Genomic DNA, 18,069 nt, shown 5'->3' with positions numbered 1-18,069 from the left:
GAGGCGGCAGCGCAGCGTGACCACGCAGGGCCCCGCTCATGCCGACAACAAACACAGCATGAGCGGTCAGGCCCGGAGACGGCAGCGCAGCGTAACCACGCAGGGCGAGAGGCACACCGTATGAGTCGCATCACCGCCCGCCGCCGGATGCGACGGATCACTCCGGACACGGACATCCAGCGTCCGGACACCCTCGCTGTCGAAGAGCCGCTGGAAATCCGCATCGGCGGCCAGTCGCTGACGGTCACCATGCGCACCCCCGGCGATGACATCGACCTCGTGCACGGCTTCCTGCTGAGCGAGGACATCATCCGCTCCGCCGAGGACATCGTGGCGGCCCGTTATTGCGCGGGCACCGATGACCAGGGCCGCAACACCTACAACGTGCTCGACGTCACCCTGCGCACTCCGGTCCGGGCGCCGACCCGCTCCTTCCTCACCACAGGAGCCTGCGGGCTGTGCGGCAAGACCGCCCTGGACGAGGTCCGCACCCGCACCCGGTTTCCCTTGCCGCACGGCGTGCCCACGGTGGACACCCGCGCACTGGCCGCCATGCCCGGCATGCTGCGTGACCGGCAGTCGGTCTTCGACGCCACCGGCGGCCTGCACGCGGCGGGCCTGTTCACCGCCGAAGGCCGGCCGCTGGCGGTGCGCGAGGACATCGGCAGGCACAACGCGGTGGACAAGGTGATCGGCTGGGCACTGCGCGAATCCCGGGTCCCCGCCCACGATCTGGTGCTCATCGTGAGCGGGCGCGCGTCGTTCGAACTGGTGCAGAAAGCCGTCATGGCCGGGATCCCGATGCTCGGCGCGGTCTCCGCACCCAGCTCGCTCGCGGTCGACCTGGCCATCGATGCCGGGCTCTGCCTGGTCGGCTTCCTCCGCGGCGACACTATGAACGTCTACAGCGTCCCCGAGCGAATTCGGGTCGAGCCGGGCGCCGACTCGCTGTTCGCCTGACTCACTATTGCCCGCGCCGGATACCCGTTTTACCGTGACTGCACGGAGCCGAAACGGGTTCGGCGAGAACGGAGCGACCGATGCGGATCTCGGTGCAGGGGAACTCCGAGGGCCTGCGGGTGCGGATGCGGTTCGAGCAGCACCGCCGCCTGCTGCTCACGCGGATCGTGCTGGCCGTCTTGGCGTTGCAAGGAGGCGTCGTCGGCCTCTGGGCCACCCTGGCGCCGCATTCCTGGTACACCAGTTTTCCGGGGTTCGGCATTCGGTGGGTGGCGGCGGACGGCCCGTACAACCATCATTTGGCGGCCGACGTGGGGTCCTTCTTCCTGGCGCTGACCGCGGTGACGATCGCCGCGCTGGTCCTCGACCGGACGACGGCGGCCCGGATGGCCGGCATCGGGTGGCTGACCTTCGGTGTCCCCCATTTTCTGTACCACGTCCTGCACAAGCCCGCCGAAATGGGCGCGGCGAGCTTCGCGGCCAGCCTGATCGCGGCATTCCTGCTCGTGGTCGGTGGAGCGGTCTGCGTCTTCGCCCCGCCGCGAGGCGACCTTCCCTTGTCGGATCCGCAGCCGGTGACGGTGCGTTTCCCGCGCCGCCGTACGCGGCCGTCCCGTTGACCGGCCCGGTCGGCCTGCGAGTGCGGGACGCCCGTGGGAGATCACCACGGGCGTGATCCGGTGCGTCCGCGGATGCGCCGCCGAATTCCCCGCCCGTCAGTCCTTCAGCGCTTCGAGCAGTGCCGCGCGCTGGCGCGCGCCGAGACCACCGATGCGGCGATCCTCGGGGATCTCCGCCTGGTCCATCAGCTTGGCGGCCTTCACCGGCCCCACACCGGGCAGGGCCTTGATCACCGCGGCCACCTTGGTCTTCTTGACCAGCTCGTCGGAATCGGCCTTCTTCAGCAGGTCCGCGACCGAGACCTTGCCCTCTTTCACCTTGCCGATCAGTTCGGAGCGTGCCTTGCGGACCGCAGCCGCCTTGGCCAACGCCTCGGTGCGCTGCTCTGCGGTCATGGTAGGCAGTGCCATGTCTCCTCCGCTTCCACTCGTCACTCGAACATCTGGTTGACCGGACCGAGTAAACAGCACGCCACCGAGAGCGCAAGCTCGACACACCGGGGCACGAACAGCGGAAATAGCGATGAATTTCCCCGGTTCGCGCCGTCGGAACCGGTGAACGGCCGACGCTCGACGGGCGAAAAGGACGAAAGGAACAGCGGCGGTAACACGGGCGGCGGCTTCCCCGACAAACTCAGCGAACACCGAGCACGGAGACGGTTCAACGTCGAACCAGGGGGATCAACGGCGATCCCCCGTACCCGCCGCGGTGAACGACAACCGAACGGTCACACCCGCACAGCCGTGCCAGCATGGCGGCATGCCGAACGCCCCGCACACATTGCCCGCGATGCTCTGGCTGTGGGCCGGGCGGGCGATCTATCGCGGCCCGTCACTGCGTCTGGACGCGCATTCGACCGCGGTCGACTGCCTGGCGGTCGGGATCGATGCTCCGTTCACCCTCGCGGCCGATGGCATCGCGCGTTCCGCGCGCAGCGCCCTCGTGCCGCCGCGCCGGGTCCACCGGGTGGTCACCGACGGTGACCACATGATGTTCTGCTACTCGGATCCCGGTTCGCCCGCCGCTCGCGCCTGCCGTGAGCGAATGACGCTGTGGGACAATGAGTTCGGGCTGTGCCATGCGGCGGAGGACGCACTGGTCACGGCATCGGGCAGCGCTCGCCCCGACCCGGGATCGCTGGCGGACCTCGCCGGTACGGCGCCGATTCCCCCGCTGGACGTTCGCATCGCGGCGGCGCTCGCCGACCTCGACGCACATCCCGCCGCCATGTTCCCCGCCGCGCGGTTCGCCGCGACGGCACATCTGTCGGAGTCGCGCTTCCTGCACCTGTTCGCCGCCCAGACGGGAACCTCGTTCCGGCGCTACCGCCTCTGGGCCAGGATGCTCGCTGTGGGGCGCGCCATCGCCGGAGGCGCGAACCTCACCACGGCCTCCGCCGAGGCAGGATTCGCCAGCCCCTCGCACTTCAGCGACGCGTTCCGCACCCTGTTCGGGCTGTCCGCTTCCGATTTGCTCGCCACCGGCGTCCAGATCGTCGTACTGGACGGGCCCGAGGGGATCGAATCGGGCACGAGAACTTGCTAGGCTGAAAAAAACTAGAACACGTTTCACTTCGGAGGAGACTCGATGGCCAAGCAGATCCGCGACGTGGTCGAGCAGTACGTCAAGCTGGTCGGCTCCGGCCCGACCGAGGACATCGTGGCGCTGTACGCGCCCGACGCGATCGTGGAGGACCCCGTCGGCACCCCGCCCAAGCGCGGCCACGATGCCATCCGCGAGTTCTACGAAGTGATCGCCGCGCTGGATCGGGAGACCGAGTTGCGGCCCGAGAACATCAGGATCGCGGGCAATCAGGCCGCGTTCCCGTTCACCATCGTCACCAAGGTCGGCGGACAGCGCTTCGTCCTGTCGCCGATCGACGTGATGGAGTTCGACGAGGAAGGCCGGATCACCGGGATGCGCGCCTACTGGAGTCAGGAGGACATGCGGGTCGAAACCGAGTAGTCGCGCGGCGGCCGGGTGCGCCACGTCACATCGCGGCCCCATCACATTCCGGCACGGTCTCTCGTCCGAGAAGTAGGAACCACATCCGCTGATCGAAGGAGATCGACATGGGCGCCACCCGTATAGCCGCCGTCACCCCGCAGCAGGCCGGCCCGATGACCAAGTTGCTGTACCGGCTGGCCAAGCGCCGCTTCCGGGAAGTGCCGGAGCCGTTCGCCGTCACCGCCAACCATCCGAAACTGCTCACCGCCAACGCCGTCCACGAAACCATGGTCGGCAAGGCCAGCACCGCCCTGCCCGCCGTCATCCGCGAGATCGCCGTCTACCGCACGGCGTGGACGATCGGTTGTTCGTGGTGCGTCGACTTCGGCGCCATGCTCATGCGCCTGGGCGAATTGGACGTCGCGCGGCTGGAACACATCGCCGACTACGCGACCTCGCCGCTGTACTCCGACGACGAGCGCGCCGCCATCGCCTACGCCGACGCGATGACCGCCACCCCGACCACGGCCACCGACGAGCAGGTCGCCGACCTGGAGCGGCGCTTCGGCCGAGCGGGCGTGGTCGAGCTCAGTTATCACATCGCGCTGGAAAACTCACGCGCTCGGTTCAATTCGGCGCTCGGGATCACCGCACAGGGTTTCAGCACGGATTCCTGCCGGGTGCCCTGGGCGTGAAAGCGGCCGCGGCGCTGCGGAAACGCGCGGGGCGACCTGGCACTTCGGCGCCGCGGGCACTCCGGACTGTCGTTAAAGCCCGGAATGCACTAAGAATAGGAGGTGATGACGTCGCCTGGCCGTGCCGCGGTCGACGAGCTGCCGTCGCGAATTTCGCGCAACGGCAGGCCGTGCCGGCGTCTTCGGTTTCTCGAGTTCCCCTCCGCTCAACCCTTTGGAGCCGCATGCTCGACGAACAGACCTCGGACGACGACGTCGCGCGGCTGGCGAGACGGGTCGAGAAGGCCCGCGGCCGTCTCGCCTACCAGTTCGACCCGGCGCTGACCGGCGCGCTGTCGGAGGAGGAACTGGTCGCGGAACGCGAACTGGCCGAACGCATCCGGACGCAGGATCGCGACCAGCGCTGGAAGCAGGCCGAGGCGTCCGCCGCGGCGTCCGACCGGGCGCGCAACACCTCGGAGGCCATCGAGAAGGCCGAGATCAGAGACCTGCTGCTGGCGCGAAAGGCCATCGCCGCGCAGCGGCGCGCGTCCAGCCCGCATGCCAGGCTGGCGTCGCTGTACCGGCACCGTTCGTGGTCGCTCGGCTCGCTGGCCGGCGTGGTCGCCGCCGGGATGCTGTGGTCGGCGGTCAACGTCCAGCACAACATCGCGCCGGGTGGCCCGACCGACCCGCTGTACTGGTTCAGCTACCTGCTCGAGGCGATGATCAGCGTGTCGCTGATCATCATCATGATCGGCACGAACAAGGTCACCGAGTGGGGCGTGCTGGACAACCGCAGCCAAGTGGCGGCGGCCGAAGTCGCCTTGCTGACGCTCACCGTGGGACTCAACACCTACCCGTACGTGAGCGAGGGGCGGTGGTTCGACGCCGCCGTGCACGGGGTGGCCCCGGTGATGATCGGCGTCGCGCTGCTCATCCACGACGCCGCGAGCGCCCGATACGGACGCGCGATCAGCTACGCCACCGAGCAGGTGCGGAACCTGCCCGACCCGACCGGGCACGACCCCTTGCCGGAACCCTCTTCGGAGGACATCCGGTCCAGCGCGGACGCGGAGTTCCCGATGAATCTGCGCGCGCCGTTGGTTCAGGGCGCACACAGCTAGATCTATCGCTCAGCGGCGCAACAGAAGTCGTCACCGAACACGGCGTCCAGCGGGTGCGAACGACAGTCAGGGCCGGTGGATGGACGTGAGCCGTCGAGTGGAGACCGGCCCTCGTCCACGACACCGGTGTTCAGTACGGGTACCGGTTTTCGACCGCGTCCTTGGCCTCTTTGAGCCCGCACCCGGTGAGTTCCCGGTACCGCTTGATCGCGTGAATCTTCTTGCCCTGCGCCAATAATCCGTCGATCTCCGCCATCCCGTCACCCCGTGGGACCGACGGAACGGCGCGCCTTGGTGCGGCCGACGCCGGCGCCTCGATGCCGAGCTGGGCCATGATCAGATCGAGTTTGACGTGCAACGCGTCGACCTTGCGCTCCAAGCGCCGATTGGCAAACATGACCCATCGTAACGATCGGCGCCGCCCCTCACACCGCGTCGAGCACGGCGTCGGCGAGACTCGTCCGGGTTTCGAAACGCCCGAGGTCCTCGGCCAGTTGCAGCAGCCGGTCCACGCACCACGCACCGGTGACCAGGCGTAGCCGGCGACCGGTCTGTGTCAGCATGTTCCGCGCGTCGACCAGGACATACAGCCCCGCCACGCCGAAGAACGTGACTTTGGAAAGGTCGATGACCACCAGCGGGGCCGCCGTGCCCAGTGAGCCGATCAGCCTGCGACGGAACACCTCGACGGTGTAGTAGTCGACCTCCCCCGCAAGAGCGCATAGCGTGACTTGGTCGCTCGGGGCCGTGACGGAGATCTTGAGCCGCTCCGCAGGGTGATCGGCATTGCGGGCGGCGGTGAGAACGTACGTGGGATTGGCCAAGCCTGCCGACATGAGGACCTCGGTCCTGTCGCCCGCGACAATCTCCCGAGGAGGTGCTCGCGGGGTGTTGATGCGCTCCGGAAGACCGGGCCGCCGGAACTAGGCTGTTTGCTCAACCCTCACGAAGGTGTACCCCCGGGATGGGGCCGCCACACCCGAAATTACGCCGACTTCTCCCGGCGCTCCGGCCGCTGCGCCTTGCGCGGCACGATGGTCGGCAGCACGTTGTCGTTGACCGTGTCCGCGTTCACGACCACCTTGGCGACGTCGTCGCGGCTGGGGATGTCGTACATCGCGGGCTGGAGGACCTCCTCCATGATCGCGCGCAGGCCACGCGCCCCGGTGCCGCGCAGTATCGCCTGATCGGCGACCGCCTCCAGCGCGTCGTCGGTGAACTCGAGGTCGACCCCGTCCATCTCGAACAACCGGACGTACTGCTTGACCAGTGCGTTCTTCGGCTCGGAGAGGATCTTGACCAGCGATTCCTTGTCCAGGTTGGTCACCGAGGCGACCACCGGCAGACGGCCGATGAACTCGGGGATCAGGCCGAACTTGATCAGATCCTCGGGCATGACGTCCGCGAAGTGATCGGTCGTGTCGATCTCGGCCTTGGACCGCACCTCGGCGCCGAAGCCGATACCGCGGTGGCCGGTGCGGTCGGAGATGATCTTCTCCAGGCCCGCGAAAGCGCCCGCGACGATGAACAGCACGTTGGTGGTGTCGATCTGGATGAACTCCTGGTGCGGGTGCTTGCGCCCACCCTGGGGCGGCACGCTCGCCTGGGTGCCCTCCAGGATCTTCAGCAGGGCCTGCTGCACGCCCTCGCCGGACACGTCGCGGGTGATCGACGGGTTCTCGCTCTTGCGGGCGATCTTGTCGACCTCGTCGATGTAGATGATGCCGGTCTCGGCGCGCTTGACGTCGTAGTCGGCGGCCTGGATCAGCTTCAGCAGGATGTTCTCGACGTCCTCGCCGACGTACCCGGCCTCGGTCAGCGCGGTGGCGTCGGCGATGGCGAACGGCACGTTCAGCATCTTCGCCAACGTCTGGGCCAGATAGGTCTTGCCGCAGCCGGTGGGGCCCAGCATCAGGATGTTGGACTTGGCCAGCTCGACGGTCTCGCCGCGGCTGTCGCGACCCTTGTCACCGGCCTGGATGCGCTTGTAATGGTTGTAGACGGCCACCGCGAGAGTGCGCTTGGCGGTGTCCTGGCCGATGACGTAGTTCTCCAGGAAGTCCCGGATCTCGGCAGGCTTGGGCAGCTCATCGAGCTTGACCTCGCTCGATTCGGCGAGTTCCTCCTCGATGATCTCGTTGCAGAGATCGATGCACTCGTCGCAGATGTACACCCCTGGTCCCGCAATGAGCTTCTTGACCTGCTTCTGGCTCTTTCCACAGAACGAGCACTTCAGCAGATCGCCGCCATCTCCGATGCGCGCCATCTCGTGGGTCCCTACTTCCTTGTCCGCGTGCAACCGTCCGTCCAGGTTGCCAGCTGTCCACCACTTTCGCAGCCGCAAACGCATCGACTGAATCGTGGCCGGTGGGCAGTGCTGTCAACCGGGAGCAAAGGTCCCTAGGTTGACCGTACCCGGTGTTCGGGACGGAGGTCGACAACTCGCGCATGTTTCTCGCGCGGGTTGTGCGAGTTGTCACGACGCCGAAAGGCGGACCGCCCGCCTGATCGGCATTCGAACACTCCGGACCGCACCTCGCGCCGCGGCGGGGTTCGAACACATTCTCGAACCGCGGCGGCGCGACAAGCGGTCCGGCCGGGCGGCATACCCATGGCATGCTTCCCGGCCGGAATTCCCTGTCAGAGAACGATTTCCGAGCGTACCGCCACCGGGATCGGCGATTCGCCCGAGTCGTCCCGGCCGGGCCGGAAACGACTATTCGCGCGTTATTTCTGCGCGCTGAGCTTGCGGTAGTCGAACACCGTGTCGATGATCCCGTATTCCTTGGCGTCCTCGGCCGTCAGGATCTTGTCACGGTCGGTGTCCTTGCGGATGGTGTCGGCGTCCTTGCCGGTGTGCCGCGCGAGGGTGGTCTCCATCAGGCGACGCATGCGCTCGATCTCGGCGGCCTGGATCTCCAGGTCCGACACCTGACCCTGGATGCCACCCTCCAGCGACGGCTGGTGGATCAGCACGCGGGCGTTGGGCAGGCAGGCCCGCTTGCCGGGGGTGCCCGCGGCGAGCAGCACCGCCGCGGCCGAGGCGGCCTGGCCCAGGCAGACCGTGGCGACGTCGGCGCGCACGTACTGCATGGTGTCGTAGATGGCCATCAGCGAGGTGAACGAGCCACCGGGCGAGTTGATGTACATGGTGATGTCGCGGTCGGGGTCCAGCGACTCCAGCACCAGCAGCTGCGCCATGATGTCGTTGGCCGAGGCGTCGTCCACCTGCACGCCGAGGAAGATGATGCGCTCCTCGAACAGCTTGTTGTACGGGTTGGACTCCTTGACGCCGAAGCTCGAGTGCTCGATGAACGACGGCAGGATGTAGCGAGCCTGCGGGCTCTGCGGCGCGATGCCGGACAGGCCGGCGCGCGGGTCGATCGAATTGGCCATCTTCGTCTCCAAAGTCGGTGCGGCGGCCGGACGTTCGAGGTGTCCGGGGGCCTGTGGGTGATCCGGTGCGTTACTTCTTGGCGCCGTTGGCCTGGTTCGCGTGGCTGATCACGTGGTCGATGAAGCCGTACTCCAGGGCTTCGGACGCGGTGAACCAGCGGTCGCGGTCGGCGTCGGTGGTGACCTGCTCGACCGACTTGCCGGTGTGCAGCGCCTGCAGCTCGTTCAGCTCACGCTTGGTGTGCGCGAACTGCTCGGCCATGATCGCGATGTCGGCCGCGGAGCCGCCGATCCCCGCGGACGGCTGGTGCATCATGATGCGCGCGTGCGGCAGCGCGTAGCGCTTGCCCTTGGTCCCCGCGGTGAGCAGGAACTGCCCCATCGACGCGGCCAGGCCCATGCCATAGGTGGCGATGTCGCACTCGGCGAACTGCATCGTGTCGTAGATGGCCATGCCCGCCGTCACCGAGCCGCCCGGCGAGTTGATGTAGAGCGAGATGTCCTTGGTGGGATCCTCCGCCGAGAGCAACAGGATCTGCGCGCACAGCTTGTTCGCGATGTCGTCGTCCACCTGCGTGCCCAGGAAGATGATGCGCTCACGCAGCAGGCGCTCGTACACCGAATCACTGAGGTTGAGACCAGCAGTCGCGGTTGTCATGACCCCTGCCTGGTTGATTGTCACGGATACCTGCCTTCTCTCGCCGGCTCGTTGCGGAGTGCCACATAGCCATCACTGGTCGGATATGCCGCACCCCATCGGGCGGGCTATCCGACTTGTCGTCACAAACATTAACGAAGCAGGGCGGCACCGAACTCCCGGTACCGCCCTTTCTTCGCTCACAGCGCAATCAGCGCACCTCTCGGGCGTCGAGCACGCCGACATTCCATGAAATTATTCGGCGTCCGCCGCGGCCGTCTCGACGGCCTGGTCCTCGTCCGCCGAATCGGCGGGAGCGCCGAACATTTCGGCGGTGTCCACCGTGTTGCCCTCGGAGTCGGTGACGGTCACCTTGCCGACCACGCCCGCCAGCGCCTTGCCGCGACGCACGTCCGCGAACACCGCCCCGAGCTGGCCCGCCTGCTGCACCTGCTGGATGAACTGCTCCGGCGACATGCCGTAGCGCTGCGCCTGGAACAGGATCCGCTCGGTGAGCTCGTCCTGGCCGACCTGGGTGCCCTCCGCCTCGGCGATCGCGTCCAGCAGCAGCTGGGTCTTGACCGACTTCTCGGCGGCCTCCTTGGTCTCGGTGTCGAACTCCTCGCGGGTGCTGCCCTGCGCCTCGAGCGCCTCGGCGAACTTGGCCTCGTCGTGATCGAAGCCGTGCACCGCGTCGTGGGTCACGGCGTCGATCTCGGCCTTCACCACGGCGTCGGGCAGCGGCACCTCGACCTGCTCGAGCAGGGTGTCCAGCACCTTGTCGCGGATCTCGCCCGCCTGCTGCACCTTCTTGACCCGCTCGACTCGGCTGCGCAGATCGGCCTTCAGCTCTTCCAGCGTGTCGAATTCACTGGCCAGCTGGGCGAACTCGTCGTCGGCCTCGGGCAGCTCGCGCTCCTTGACGGACTGCACCGTGACGGTGATGACCGCCTCCTTGCCCGCGTGCTCGCCCGCGACCAGCGTGGAGGTGAATTCCTTCGACTCGCCCGCCGACAATCCGACCAGCGCCTCGTCCAGGCCCTCGATGAGCTGACCGGATCCGACCTCGTGGGACAGACCGGTCGTGGCGGCCTCGGCCACCTCCTGGCCGTCCACGGTCGCCGAGAGATCGATGGAGACGAAGTCGCCCTCCTGCACCGGACGCTCGACACCGGTCAGGGTGCCGAAGCGCTGGCGCAGCGACTGCAACTGCTCCTCGATGTCCTCGTCGCCGACGGTGAACGCGTCGACGGTGACCGCGATGCTCTCGTAGTCCGGCAGGGTGATCTCCGGACGCACGTCGACCTCGGCGGTGAAGGCGAGTTCCTGACCGTCCTCGATCTTGGTGATCTCGATCTCCGGCTGGCCGATGACCTTCACCTCGGAGGTGGTGACGGCCTCGCTGTAGCGACCCGGCAGCGCGTCGTTGACCACCTGCTCCAGGATCGCGCCGCGACCGAGGCGAGCCTCGAGCAGCTTCGCGGGCGCCTTACCGGGACGGAAGCCGGGGATACGGACCTGCTTGGCCAGTGCCTTGTACGCGCGGTCGAAATCGGGCTTCAGCTCCTCGAAGGGCACCTCGACATTGATCCGGACCCGGGTCGGGCTCAGCTGCTCGACGGTGCTCTTCACGGACATGCTCCTTGTTCGTTGTTCGTACTGGTTGACGTTCGGTGTGCGGTGCCTCCCCGGCACTCCGAAGTCGGAACGGCGGATGAGGCGGCCCTACGCTGGCTGCCGCACTCCCCCAACCGGCGCAGATCCGGGCCGGAGTCCCGGCCTCGGCCGAGACGACGAGGAATGCGGCGTACGCCACGCATCCCGACCAGGTTAGTTGACCGGCCGAGCGGACCTGCATCCGGCGGTGGCTCCGCGGGCCGCGAGGACCGCGGTCACTTCCCCACCGACACCGCGTCGGTGACGAAGACCAGCGTCTCGTACGGCGCGATGCCCCGCCCGCCCGCGCCGTAGCCCAGCTCCGGCGGCACGATCAACAACCTGCGCGAGCCTTCCCGGACGCCGACGAGACCCTGGTCCCAGCCGTCGATGACCTGGCCCGCGCCGAGATCGAGCTGGAACGGCTTGCCGCGACCGAACGAACTGTCCAGCGTCTTCTTGTCCGACCAGGTGACCAGCGCGTAGTTCATGGTGAGCTGCTGCCCCGCCGCCGCGCCGGGCCCGCTGCCCTCGATGAGGTCCTTGACGATCAACTGCTTCGGCGGGTCGCAGTCGTCCGGGATGGTGATGGTGGGCGCGGCGCCGAAGCCACCGGTGACGCCGATGTCCTCGGCGGTGCACTCCCGGCCTTTGCTCTGCGTGGCCGGGCGCTGCGCGGGGGAAGGCCCCGCCGCCGCGGTGGTCCTCGTCGCGGAGACGGTCGTGGCGGTCGGCTCGTCGTCCGAGCCGCAAGCCGCCAGCGCGATGGTCGTCGCGGCGAGGGCGCCGATACCGATGATCCTTCCGAGAATGTGCATGCCGCGGACCCTAGACCACGAACGGGCGCCGGGCGGGGTGAGTTTCCCGCGACACGCGCGGACCGCCGCGGGGAGCCCGCTCCGGCTAGGCTGGCGATGAATCTCCATCCGGCGTTGTCGATTCCGATCGGCAACTGTTGCAGGACCGGGACGGCGGTCACTCGTGGCGGCGCTGTCCTCGATACCCGAACGTGAGGAGAGTCGGCGTATGACCCACATGGCAAGCGCGGGTGGCGACACCTCGGCGGACAACGTCGGCAGCACCGGCGGCCGGACCGTCGCCCCGCATCCCTACCGGCTCGCGGACGTGCCGGGCCCGTTGGAGCGCGACGAACTGGCGTCGATCGACGCGTGGTGGCGGGCCGCCAACTATCTCGCGGTCGGCCAGATCTATCTGATGGCCAATCCGTTGCTGCGCGAGCCGCTGCGCTCCGAGCACATCAAGCCCAGATTGCTCGGGCATTTCGGCACGGTGCCCGGCCTGAATCTGGTCTGGGCGCACGCCAATCGCGCGATCCGGCAACGCGGGCTGAACGCCGTCTTCGTCGCAGGCCCCGGGCACGGCGGTCCCGGGCCGAACGCGTGCGCCTGGCTGGAGGGCACATACTCCGAGCTCTACAGCCACATCTCGCAGGACGCGGCGGGCATGGGCGCGCTGTTCGGCCAATTCTCCTTTCCCGGCGGGGTGCCGAGTCACTGCGCGCCGGAGACTCCAGGCTCCTTCCACGAGGGCGGCGAACTCGGCTATTCGCTGCTGCACGCGTTCGGCGCCGCCTTGGACAATCCCGATCTCACCGTGTTCTGCGTGGTGGGCGACGGCGAGGCGGAGACGGGACCGCTGGCCACGAGCTGGCATGCGAACAAGTTCCTCAGCCCGGCGCGCGACGGCGCGGTGCTGCCGATCCTGGCGCTGAACGAGTACAAGATCGCCAATCCGACCATCCTGGCGCGCATCCCGGAATCGGAACTGCTCGCCTTGCTGCGCGGATACGGCTACGAACCGATCGTCGTCGCGGGCGACGATCCCGCGGCGGTGCACCAGGCGATGGCCGCGGCGGTGGACACGAGCATGGAACGCATCGACCGGATCCAGCGCGCCGCGCGCGGCGGCGGCGACGGGGCGCGGCCCACCTGGCCGATGATCGTGCTGCGCACACCCAAGGGGTGGACCTGTCCTCCGGTGGTGGACGGCGACCAGGTCGAGGGCACCTTCCGGGCGCACCAGGTGCCGTTGCCCGGCGCGCGCACCGATGCCGAGCACCGCGCGGTGCTGGAGCAGTGGCTGCGCTCCTACCGCCCGGAGGAGCTGTTCGACGACAGCGGCGCACCGGCGCCGGAACTGATCGCTCAGGTACCGGGCGGCGATCGGCGGATGAGCGCCAATCCGGTCGCCAACGGCGGCGCGCTGCTGCGCGACCTGCGCCTGCCGGACTGGCGCGACTTCGGCGTCGAGGTGCCCGCGCCGGGCGCGACCGAGCACGAAGCCACCAGGGTGCTCGGCGGCTGGCTGCGGGAGGTCACCAGGCACAATCCGGACAACTTCCTCACCTTCGCGCCGGACGAACTGGCCAGCAACCGGTTACAGGACATCCTCGAGGTCACCGGTCGCAACTGGCAAGCCGAGATCGACCCCCGGGACCAGAAACTCGACCGCACCGGCCGGGTGATAGAAGTGCTGTCCGAACACATGTGCCAGGGTTTGCTGGAGGGCTACCTGCTGACCGGCAGGCACGGCGTGTTCACCTGTTACGAGGCCTTCATCCACATCGTCGACGCGATGTTCAACCAGCACGCCAAATGGCTCGACGCCAGCTCGGCGGTGCCGTGGCGGCGCCCGATTCCCAGCCTGAACTATCTGCTGTCCTCGCACGTCTGGCGCCAGGACCACAACGGCTTCACCCACCAGGACCCCGGTTTCCTGGACGTTGTGCTGAACAAGAAGGCCTCGATCGTGCGGGTGTACCTGCCGCCGGACGCCAACACGCTGCTGTCCACCTATGACCACTGCCTGCGCTCCCGGCACTACGTGAACGTGGTGGTCGCGGGCAAGCAGCCCCAGGCCGACTGGCTGTCGGTCTCCGAAGCCGCCGAGCACTGCGCGCGCGGGATCGGCATCTGGCCGTGGGCGGGCCACCGGGACGAGCCGGGCAGCACACCGGACGTGGTGCTCGCCTGCGCGGGCGACGTACCGACGCTGGAGACCCTCGCCGCGGCCGCGATCCTGCGCGAGCGGCTGCCTGAGTTGCGCGTCCGGGTGGTCAACGTGGTCGACCTGATGCGGCTGCAACCGCGGGACGAACATCCGCACGGCCTGCCCGACCGCGAGTTCGACACGCTGTTCACCCGGGACCGGCCGGTGATCTTCGCCTTCCACGGCTATCCGTGGCTGGTGCACCGGCTGACCTATCGGCGCACCAATCACGGCGAACTGCATGTCCGCGGTTACAAGGAGCGGGGCACGACGACCACGCCGTTCGACATGGTGATGCTCAACGACCTGGACCGATACCACCTCGTCATGGACGTGATCGATCGGGTGCCCAGCCTGCGTGAGCGCGCCGCCGGGCTGCGGCAGGAGATGGTCGACGCGCGCTGGACGGCTCGCGCGTGGACCAGGGAACACGGTGCGGACATCCCCGAGATAGCCGACTGGAGCTGGCCCTACGGGAGTGACCGCGGGTAAGTACGATCGACCGTATGGAAAGTGGCCCGCGCACCGCCGAGATCACCGACAAGCGACTGCTGCGCGGTGCGCGAACTCGCGCCACAGTGCTGCGGCAGGCGGTCGACATCGCCTCGCTGGACGGATTGGACGGCCTCAGCTTCGGCAGGCTGGCCGCCGACACCGGGCTGAGCAAGGCGGGAATCCAGACCCTGTTCCGCACCAAGGAAGCACTGCAACTGGCCGCCGTCGACCACGCGCGCGACCGGTTCGTGGAAGCGGTCGTCGAACCGGCCCGTTCCGCACCGCACGGCGTCGCCCGGCTGCGAGCCTTGCTCGACCACTGGATGGTCTACGCCGAGACACCGCTGTTCCCGGGCGGCTGCTTCCGCGTCGCGACCATGGCCGAATGCGACAGCAAGCCGGGCCCGGTGCGCGATGCCCTGTTCCGCGATCAGCGAGCGTGGGTAGGGCTGCTGGCACGGGAGTTGCGCTCGGCGGCGTCCGCCGGTGAGATCGCCGAATTGGACGCGGATCTGGTCGCGTTCCAGATCGATGCGGTGCTGTGCGCCACCAATACCGCGCTGCGACTCGGCGATCCGGAGGCCGCCGACCGCGCCCATCGCATCGTCGAAGGCTTTCTGCGACCGCTCTGAGCAAGCGCCATACGTTTCGGGTATGACACGGACCGATTTGGGCGCTACTCCAGCGCATTCGGAAATCTCGGACAGATGGCGTCGGCACCTTGTATCTTGCGGACAACGCGTTCCACGCGTTTCCGTAGCAGTCCCCCCATCCGTCGCCGTTGCCGGAGGGCGCGCAGAAGGGCGGTTCTCATGAACCACACAGCCGAAGCGACCGGGTTGGAAATCCTAGGTGCGATCTTGATGGTGGCCTGGATGGTCGTCATGTGGGCGGCCGTCGGCGTACTCGTCGTCGCGCTGCGTAAACCCCTGCGACCATGGATGTTCCGTACCGCACTCGGTGTCATCGCACTGGGCGTGGTGGCCCAGATAGGACACTTCCAGGAGCACGTGGCACAGGTCGGGTACTGGATCCAGCACCCGAACTCACCGGCGTGGATGACCCCGTGGGGCACCGGCCTGGCCAACGGATTCGGTCAGGTCAACCACATGAAGCCGGCGCTCGGCATGGAACTTCTGCACTTGGTGGGCAACTTCCATTTCCTCGCCGGACTGGTCGGCATCGCCCTGGTCACCCACCACGCCCTGGAGAGCAAGGCACGCAAGTGGGGTCGCATGGGCGTGTTGATGCAGGGCATCCACGGGCTCGAGCATCTCGCGCTCACCCTGACGGTCGCCTTCGGCACCAAGGCGATCGGGCTGTCGACCATCTTCGGCCTGCTCGACCCCGGCCCCGGCGCGGCGACGTACCGCATCTGGTGGCACTTCCTGGCCAACGTGATCGGCACGACCATCTTCGCCGTCGCGCTGTATCACCTGTGGCGCGAACGCGCGGTGATCGAAGCCCCGTTCCGCGATCCCGCCGCCGCGAAGCCGAAGCGCGCCCCGGCCCAGGCCGAGGGTTCGGGTGCCCCGGCATTCGCGGCCGTGACCGAAGCCTGATAGCCAGACCGATCTCGCACGCCTCGACGCGGCGCACCAGCGGCGCAGCGGCGTAGCGGCATTCCGACACAGACGCCAAAGGGCGTCCGCCATCCCGGCGGACGCCCTTTTCGCGCATAGAGCAGCCCTCGGGACACACTGCCGACCGAAGCGGGGAGCGCGGCAACCGGGGCGGACGAGCACTGCGGCCCATCCTCTGTTCAGCCGTCCCGATCCTGCGCACGTGCTGAAGCCATCTCTTCGGTAATCGCCGACCCCCGAAGAGTCTCGGCCTGAAATTCTCCGCGGACCGAGCGGTGCGCATCGGCGCCGCCGCTGGTCAGGGCGCTTGCTCCCGCCACGGAAGACAGCGACTCTTCCCAGACATGGGAAAGCCCTCGACAAAATATCGACCCGTCGATTAATGTGACGTTATCCAACGGCACGATAGATAGGGACCCACGGATCGGACCACACCGGACCGATCCCCGATCCCGAGGTGGCGAGATGAACGGACGCGAACGATGACCGGCATCACGCCGCACCAGCGACGGACACAGACCTGGCTCGTCCGCCCGCTGATCGTGAGCGCGATAGCGGCCACGCCGGAAACCCCGGCGTCGACCGAAGCGCTGGCCGGGCCCGACACGACCGTCGCCCCGCGCCCCGCAGCAGACCCGGGCCGCCACGGATACGACAGGCCGGGCTCTCCCCATTCCGACGACCGGGACCGAGCCGATCGGCACCGCCCCGCGGACGACATGTCCGCGACGGATGCCACCCCGATCCCCTCCCCGCCCCCACCTCGCGCGGCAACCCCGACCACCGACGTTCGCCGCACCGCCGCAGCTCGCGCCGTACCTCCGTGCGCGGCGCGAAATCCGAACGGAGACTTACGATGACCGCCAACACCACTCATCTCGCCGCCAGACTGCTCGCTTGTGCCGCGATCGTCGGCACGCTCACCGCGGGCGCCGCGGGCATCGCGGGAGCGGAGTCGCATTCGGGTCCGTCCAACCCGCGCAACGGCACGGGTGACACCACCGGTTGGCACCACATCGACCCCATGGGCTACCACCATCGCGACAGCGACCGGCTGGACGCCGAGGAGGCCGACCAAGCCGTCCGCGACTACCGCCAGCGGCAGAACCAGGCAGCACCGGGCGACGTCCCCACCGGCGACGAGTCCGACGGCTCGAGCTGGTCGCGGGTGGCCCGCCCGGACGGCACCGGCTACACCGTCTGCCGGGCGCAGGCCACCTGGTGCCGGTGACCGCAGGACCAGCACACCCTCTCGCACTCGAAACCTTCCGTGACGTCCCTCTGGCCTGATCGTCCCGCTATCTAGCGGCACATTACTTGAAGTATCACCATTCCCGGGAAATCCACTCCGACCGGGATATCGCACGAAAGAGAAACACTCATGATCAAGATTAGCGGGCTTCGCCGGCCGACCGCGTGTGACGACAAGCGCGGCGGCACGGTACGGACGCTCACCCTGCTGGCGGCGGCAGCGGTGGCGGCGGGCGGCCTGAGCCTCGGCGCGGGCACCGCCGAGGCTCAGGGCGCTGCCTGCCTCTGGGCGGGGGGAGCCTACGGCCAGGGCACCACGGTCGTCGCAGGGGGCTGGACCTTCGCCTGCGGAACCGACGGACTGGGCGCGCCGTACTGGCATCGGGGAGCCCCCGCGCGGCAGGCCAGCACCGTGCCGAACCCGGGCGCCTACGCCCACCCCGCAGGCTTGTTCAGCCCCGGTGCCCGGCAGTACGGCACGGAGTACAACGACTACTGCGTCGGCAGCCAGCTCATCGAGGGTTCCGAGGACGTCTACCAGGTGGTCTCGGACGGACGCGGAGCGCTGTGGTGGAAGGCCGCCGGCTCGATCGACCAGTGGGCCTTCGATCCCGGTAGCGGCCCGCAGCGGTCCTGGCGGTCGTCGAGCCTGTGCTACGACGGCTCGCTGACCTGACCTGCCCGATCCCGGCTATCGCACGCCCGTGACCGTC

Annotated in this window: 19 protein-coding genes; 11 read left to right on the top strand and 8 right to left on the bottom strand. The window is 68.1% G+C overall.

Annotation, left to right across the window (positions count from 1 at the left end; all coding sequences use genetic code 11):
* The first annotated feature begins 120 nt into the window (after positions 1–120).
* Both fdhD and ACZ6DL_RS14890 read left to right on the top strand, forming a co-directional pair.
* Entirely contained in the window at positions 121–960 is an 840-nt protein-coding gene (gene fdhD, locus ACZ6DL_RS14895; protein WP_466051405.1) for a formate dehydrogenase accessory sulfurtransferase FdhD, read from the top strand.
* Positions 961–1,040: 80 nt separating this feature from the next.
* Entirely contained in the window at positions 1,041–1,580 is a 540-nt protein-coding gene (locus ACZ6DL_RS14890; protein ID WP_466051403.1) for a hypothetical protein, read from the top strand.
* Positions 1,581–1,676: 96 nt separating this feature from the next.
* On the opposite strand, the gene mihF is transcribed toward ACZ6DL_RS14890, so the two are convergent.
* Complete coding sequence (gene mihF / locus ACZ6DL_RS14885) at positions 1,677–1,991, bottom strand: integration host factor, actinobacterial type (protein ID WP_040865486.1); 315 nt, start codon at positions 1,989–1,991, stop codon at positions 1,677–1,679.
* 349 nt (positions 1,992–2,340) lie between these two features.
* On the opposite strand from mihF, the gene ACZ6DL_RS14880 reads away from it, so the two are divergent.
* From ACZ6DL_RS14880 to ACZ6DL_RS14865, 4 genes are all read left to right on the top strand, one after another.
* Positions 2,341–3,126, top strand: coding sequence for an AraC family transcriptional regulator (locus tag ACZ6DL_RS14880; RefSeq protein WP_466051401.1), 786 nt, complete (start codon positions 2,341–2,343; stop codon positions 3,124–3,126).
* A gap of 42 nt (positions 3,127–3,168) precedes the next feature.
* A complete protein-coding gene (locus tag ACZ6DL_RS14875; RefSeq protein WP_466051399.1) occupies positions 3,169–3,546 on the top strand; it encodes a nuclear transport factor 2 family protein in 378 nt (125 codons plus the stop codon).
* A gap of 107 nt (positions 3,547–3,653) precedes the next feature.
* Entirely contained in the window at positions 3,654–4,223 is a 570-nt protein-coding gene (locus ACZ6DL_RS14870; protein WP_357117073.1) for a carboxymuconolactone decarboxylase family protein, read from the top strand.
* Between the two features lie 224 nt (positions 4,224–4,447).
* Positions 4,448–5,329 (top strand): hypothetical protein, encoded by an 882-nt coding sequence (locus tag ACZ6DL_RS14865; RefSeq protein ID WP_466051397.1) that lies wholly within the window; start codon positions 4,448–4,450, stop codon positions 5,327–5,329.
* 130 nt (positions 5,330–5,459) lie between these two features.
* Here ACZ6DL_RS14865 and ACZ6DL_RS14860 read toward each other — a convergent pair whose 3' ends face one another.
* The 7 genes from ACZ6DL_RS14860 to ACZ6DL_RS14830 all read right to left on the bottom strand — a co-directional run bounded on the left by ACZ6DL_RS14860 (position 5,460) and on the right by ACZ6DL_RS14830 (position 11,836).
* Positions 5,460–5,726, bottom strand: a complete 267-nt coding sequence (locus ACZ6DL_RS14860) for a ribosomal protein L7/L12 (protein ID WP_466051395.1) — start codon at positions 5,724–5,726, stop codon at positions 5,460–5,462.
* 28 nt (positions 5,727–5,754) lie between these two features.
* A complete protein-coding gene (locus ACZ6DL_RS14855; protein ID WP_466051393.1) occupies positions 5,755–6,165 on the bottom strand; it encodes an STAS domain-containing protein in 411 nt (136 codons plus the stop codon).
* A 149-nt stretch (positions 6,166–6,314) separates the two neighbouring features.
* Positions 6,315–7,595, bottom strand: coding sequence for an ATP-dependent Clp protease ATP-binding subunit ClpX (clpX, locus tag ACZ6DL_RS14850; protein WP_040865558.1), 1,281 nt, complete (start codon positions 7,593–7,595; stop codon positions 6,315–6,317).
* A gap of 461 nt (positions 7,596–8,056) precedes the next feature.
* Entirely contained in the window at positions 8,057–8,725 is a 669-nt protein-coding gene (locus ACZ6DL_RS14845; RefSeq protein ID WP_040865481.1) for an ATP-dependent Clp protease proteolytic subunit, read from the bottom strand.
* 70 nt (positions 8,726–8,795) lie between these two features.
* Complete coding sequence (locus ACZ6DL_RS14840; RefSeq protein WP_040865480.1) at positions 8,796–9,383, bottom strand: ATP-dependent Clp protease proteolytic subunit; 588 nt, start codon at positions 9,381–9,383, stop codon at positions 8,796–8,798.
* 234 nt (positions 9,384–9,617) lie between these two features.
* Positions 9,618–10,994 (bottom strand): trigger factor, encoded by a 1,377-nt coding sequence (gene tig, locus ACZ6DL_RS14835; protein ID WP_466051391.1) that lies wholly within the window; start codon positions 10,992–10,994, stop codon positions 9,618–9,620.
* Positions 10,995–11,254: 260 nt separating this feature from the next.
* Complete coding sequence (locus ACZ6DL_RS14830; RefSeq protein WP_393235674.1) at positions 11,255–11,836, bottom strand: FKBP-type peptidyl-prolyl cis-trans isomerase; 582 nt, start codon at positions 11,834–11,836, stop codon at positions 11,255–11,257.
* A 208-nt stretch (positions 11,837–12,044) separates the two neighbouring features.
* Between ACZ6DL_RS14830 and ACZ6DL_RS14825 the strand changes: the two genes are divergently transcribed.
* The 5 genes from ACZ6DL_RS14825 (at position 12,045) to ACZ6DL_RS14805 (ending at position 18,032) form a co-directional block, all read left to right on the top strand.
* Positions 12,045–14,519 carry a phosphoketolase family protein gene (locus tag ACZ6DL_RS14825; RefSeq protein ID WP_466051388.1) on the top strand — a complete coding sequence of 825 codons (2,475 nt, stop codon included), beginning with the start codon at positions 12,045–12,047 and terminating at the stop codon, positions 14,517–14,519.
* Positions 14,520–14,533: 14 nt separating this feature from the next.
* Positions 14,534–15,154 carry a TetR/AcrR family transcriptional regulator gene (locus ACZ6DL_RS14820; protein ID WP_466051386.1) on the top strand — a complete coding sequence of 207 codons (621 nt, stop codon included), beginning with the start codon at positions 14,534–14,536 and terminating at the stop codon, positions 15,152–15,154.
* Between the two features lie 180 nt (positions 15,155–15,334).
* Positions 15,335–16,084: a DUF6008 family protein gene (locus ACZ6DL_RS14815; protein WP_466051385.1), complete on the top strand. Its 750-nt coding sequence runs from the start codon at positions 15,335–15,337 to the stop codon at positions 16,082–16,084.
* Positions 16,085–16,961: 877 nt separating this feature from the next.
* Positions 16,962–17,336, top strand: coding sequence for a hypothetical protein (locus tag ACZ6DL_RS14810; RefSeq protein ID WP_393235682.1), 375 nt, complete (start codon positions 16,962–16,964; stop codon positions 17,334–17,336).
* A gap of 150 nt (positions 17,337–17,486) precedes the next feature.
* Positions 17,487–18,032 (top strand): hypothetical protein, encoded by a 546-nt coding sequence (locus ACZ6DL_RS14805; RefSeq protein ID WP_396987245.1) that lies wholly within the window; start codon positions 17,487–17,489, stop codon positions 18,030–18,032.
* The last annotated feature ends 37 nt before the right edge of the window (positions 18,033–18,069 follow it).

It is taken from the genome of Nocardia sp. NPDC041819 (assembly GCF_055590505.1).
Note: the sequence above shows the minus strand (reverse complement) of the source record. Positions and strands in the feature narration are given on the sequence as shown.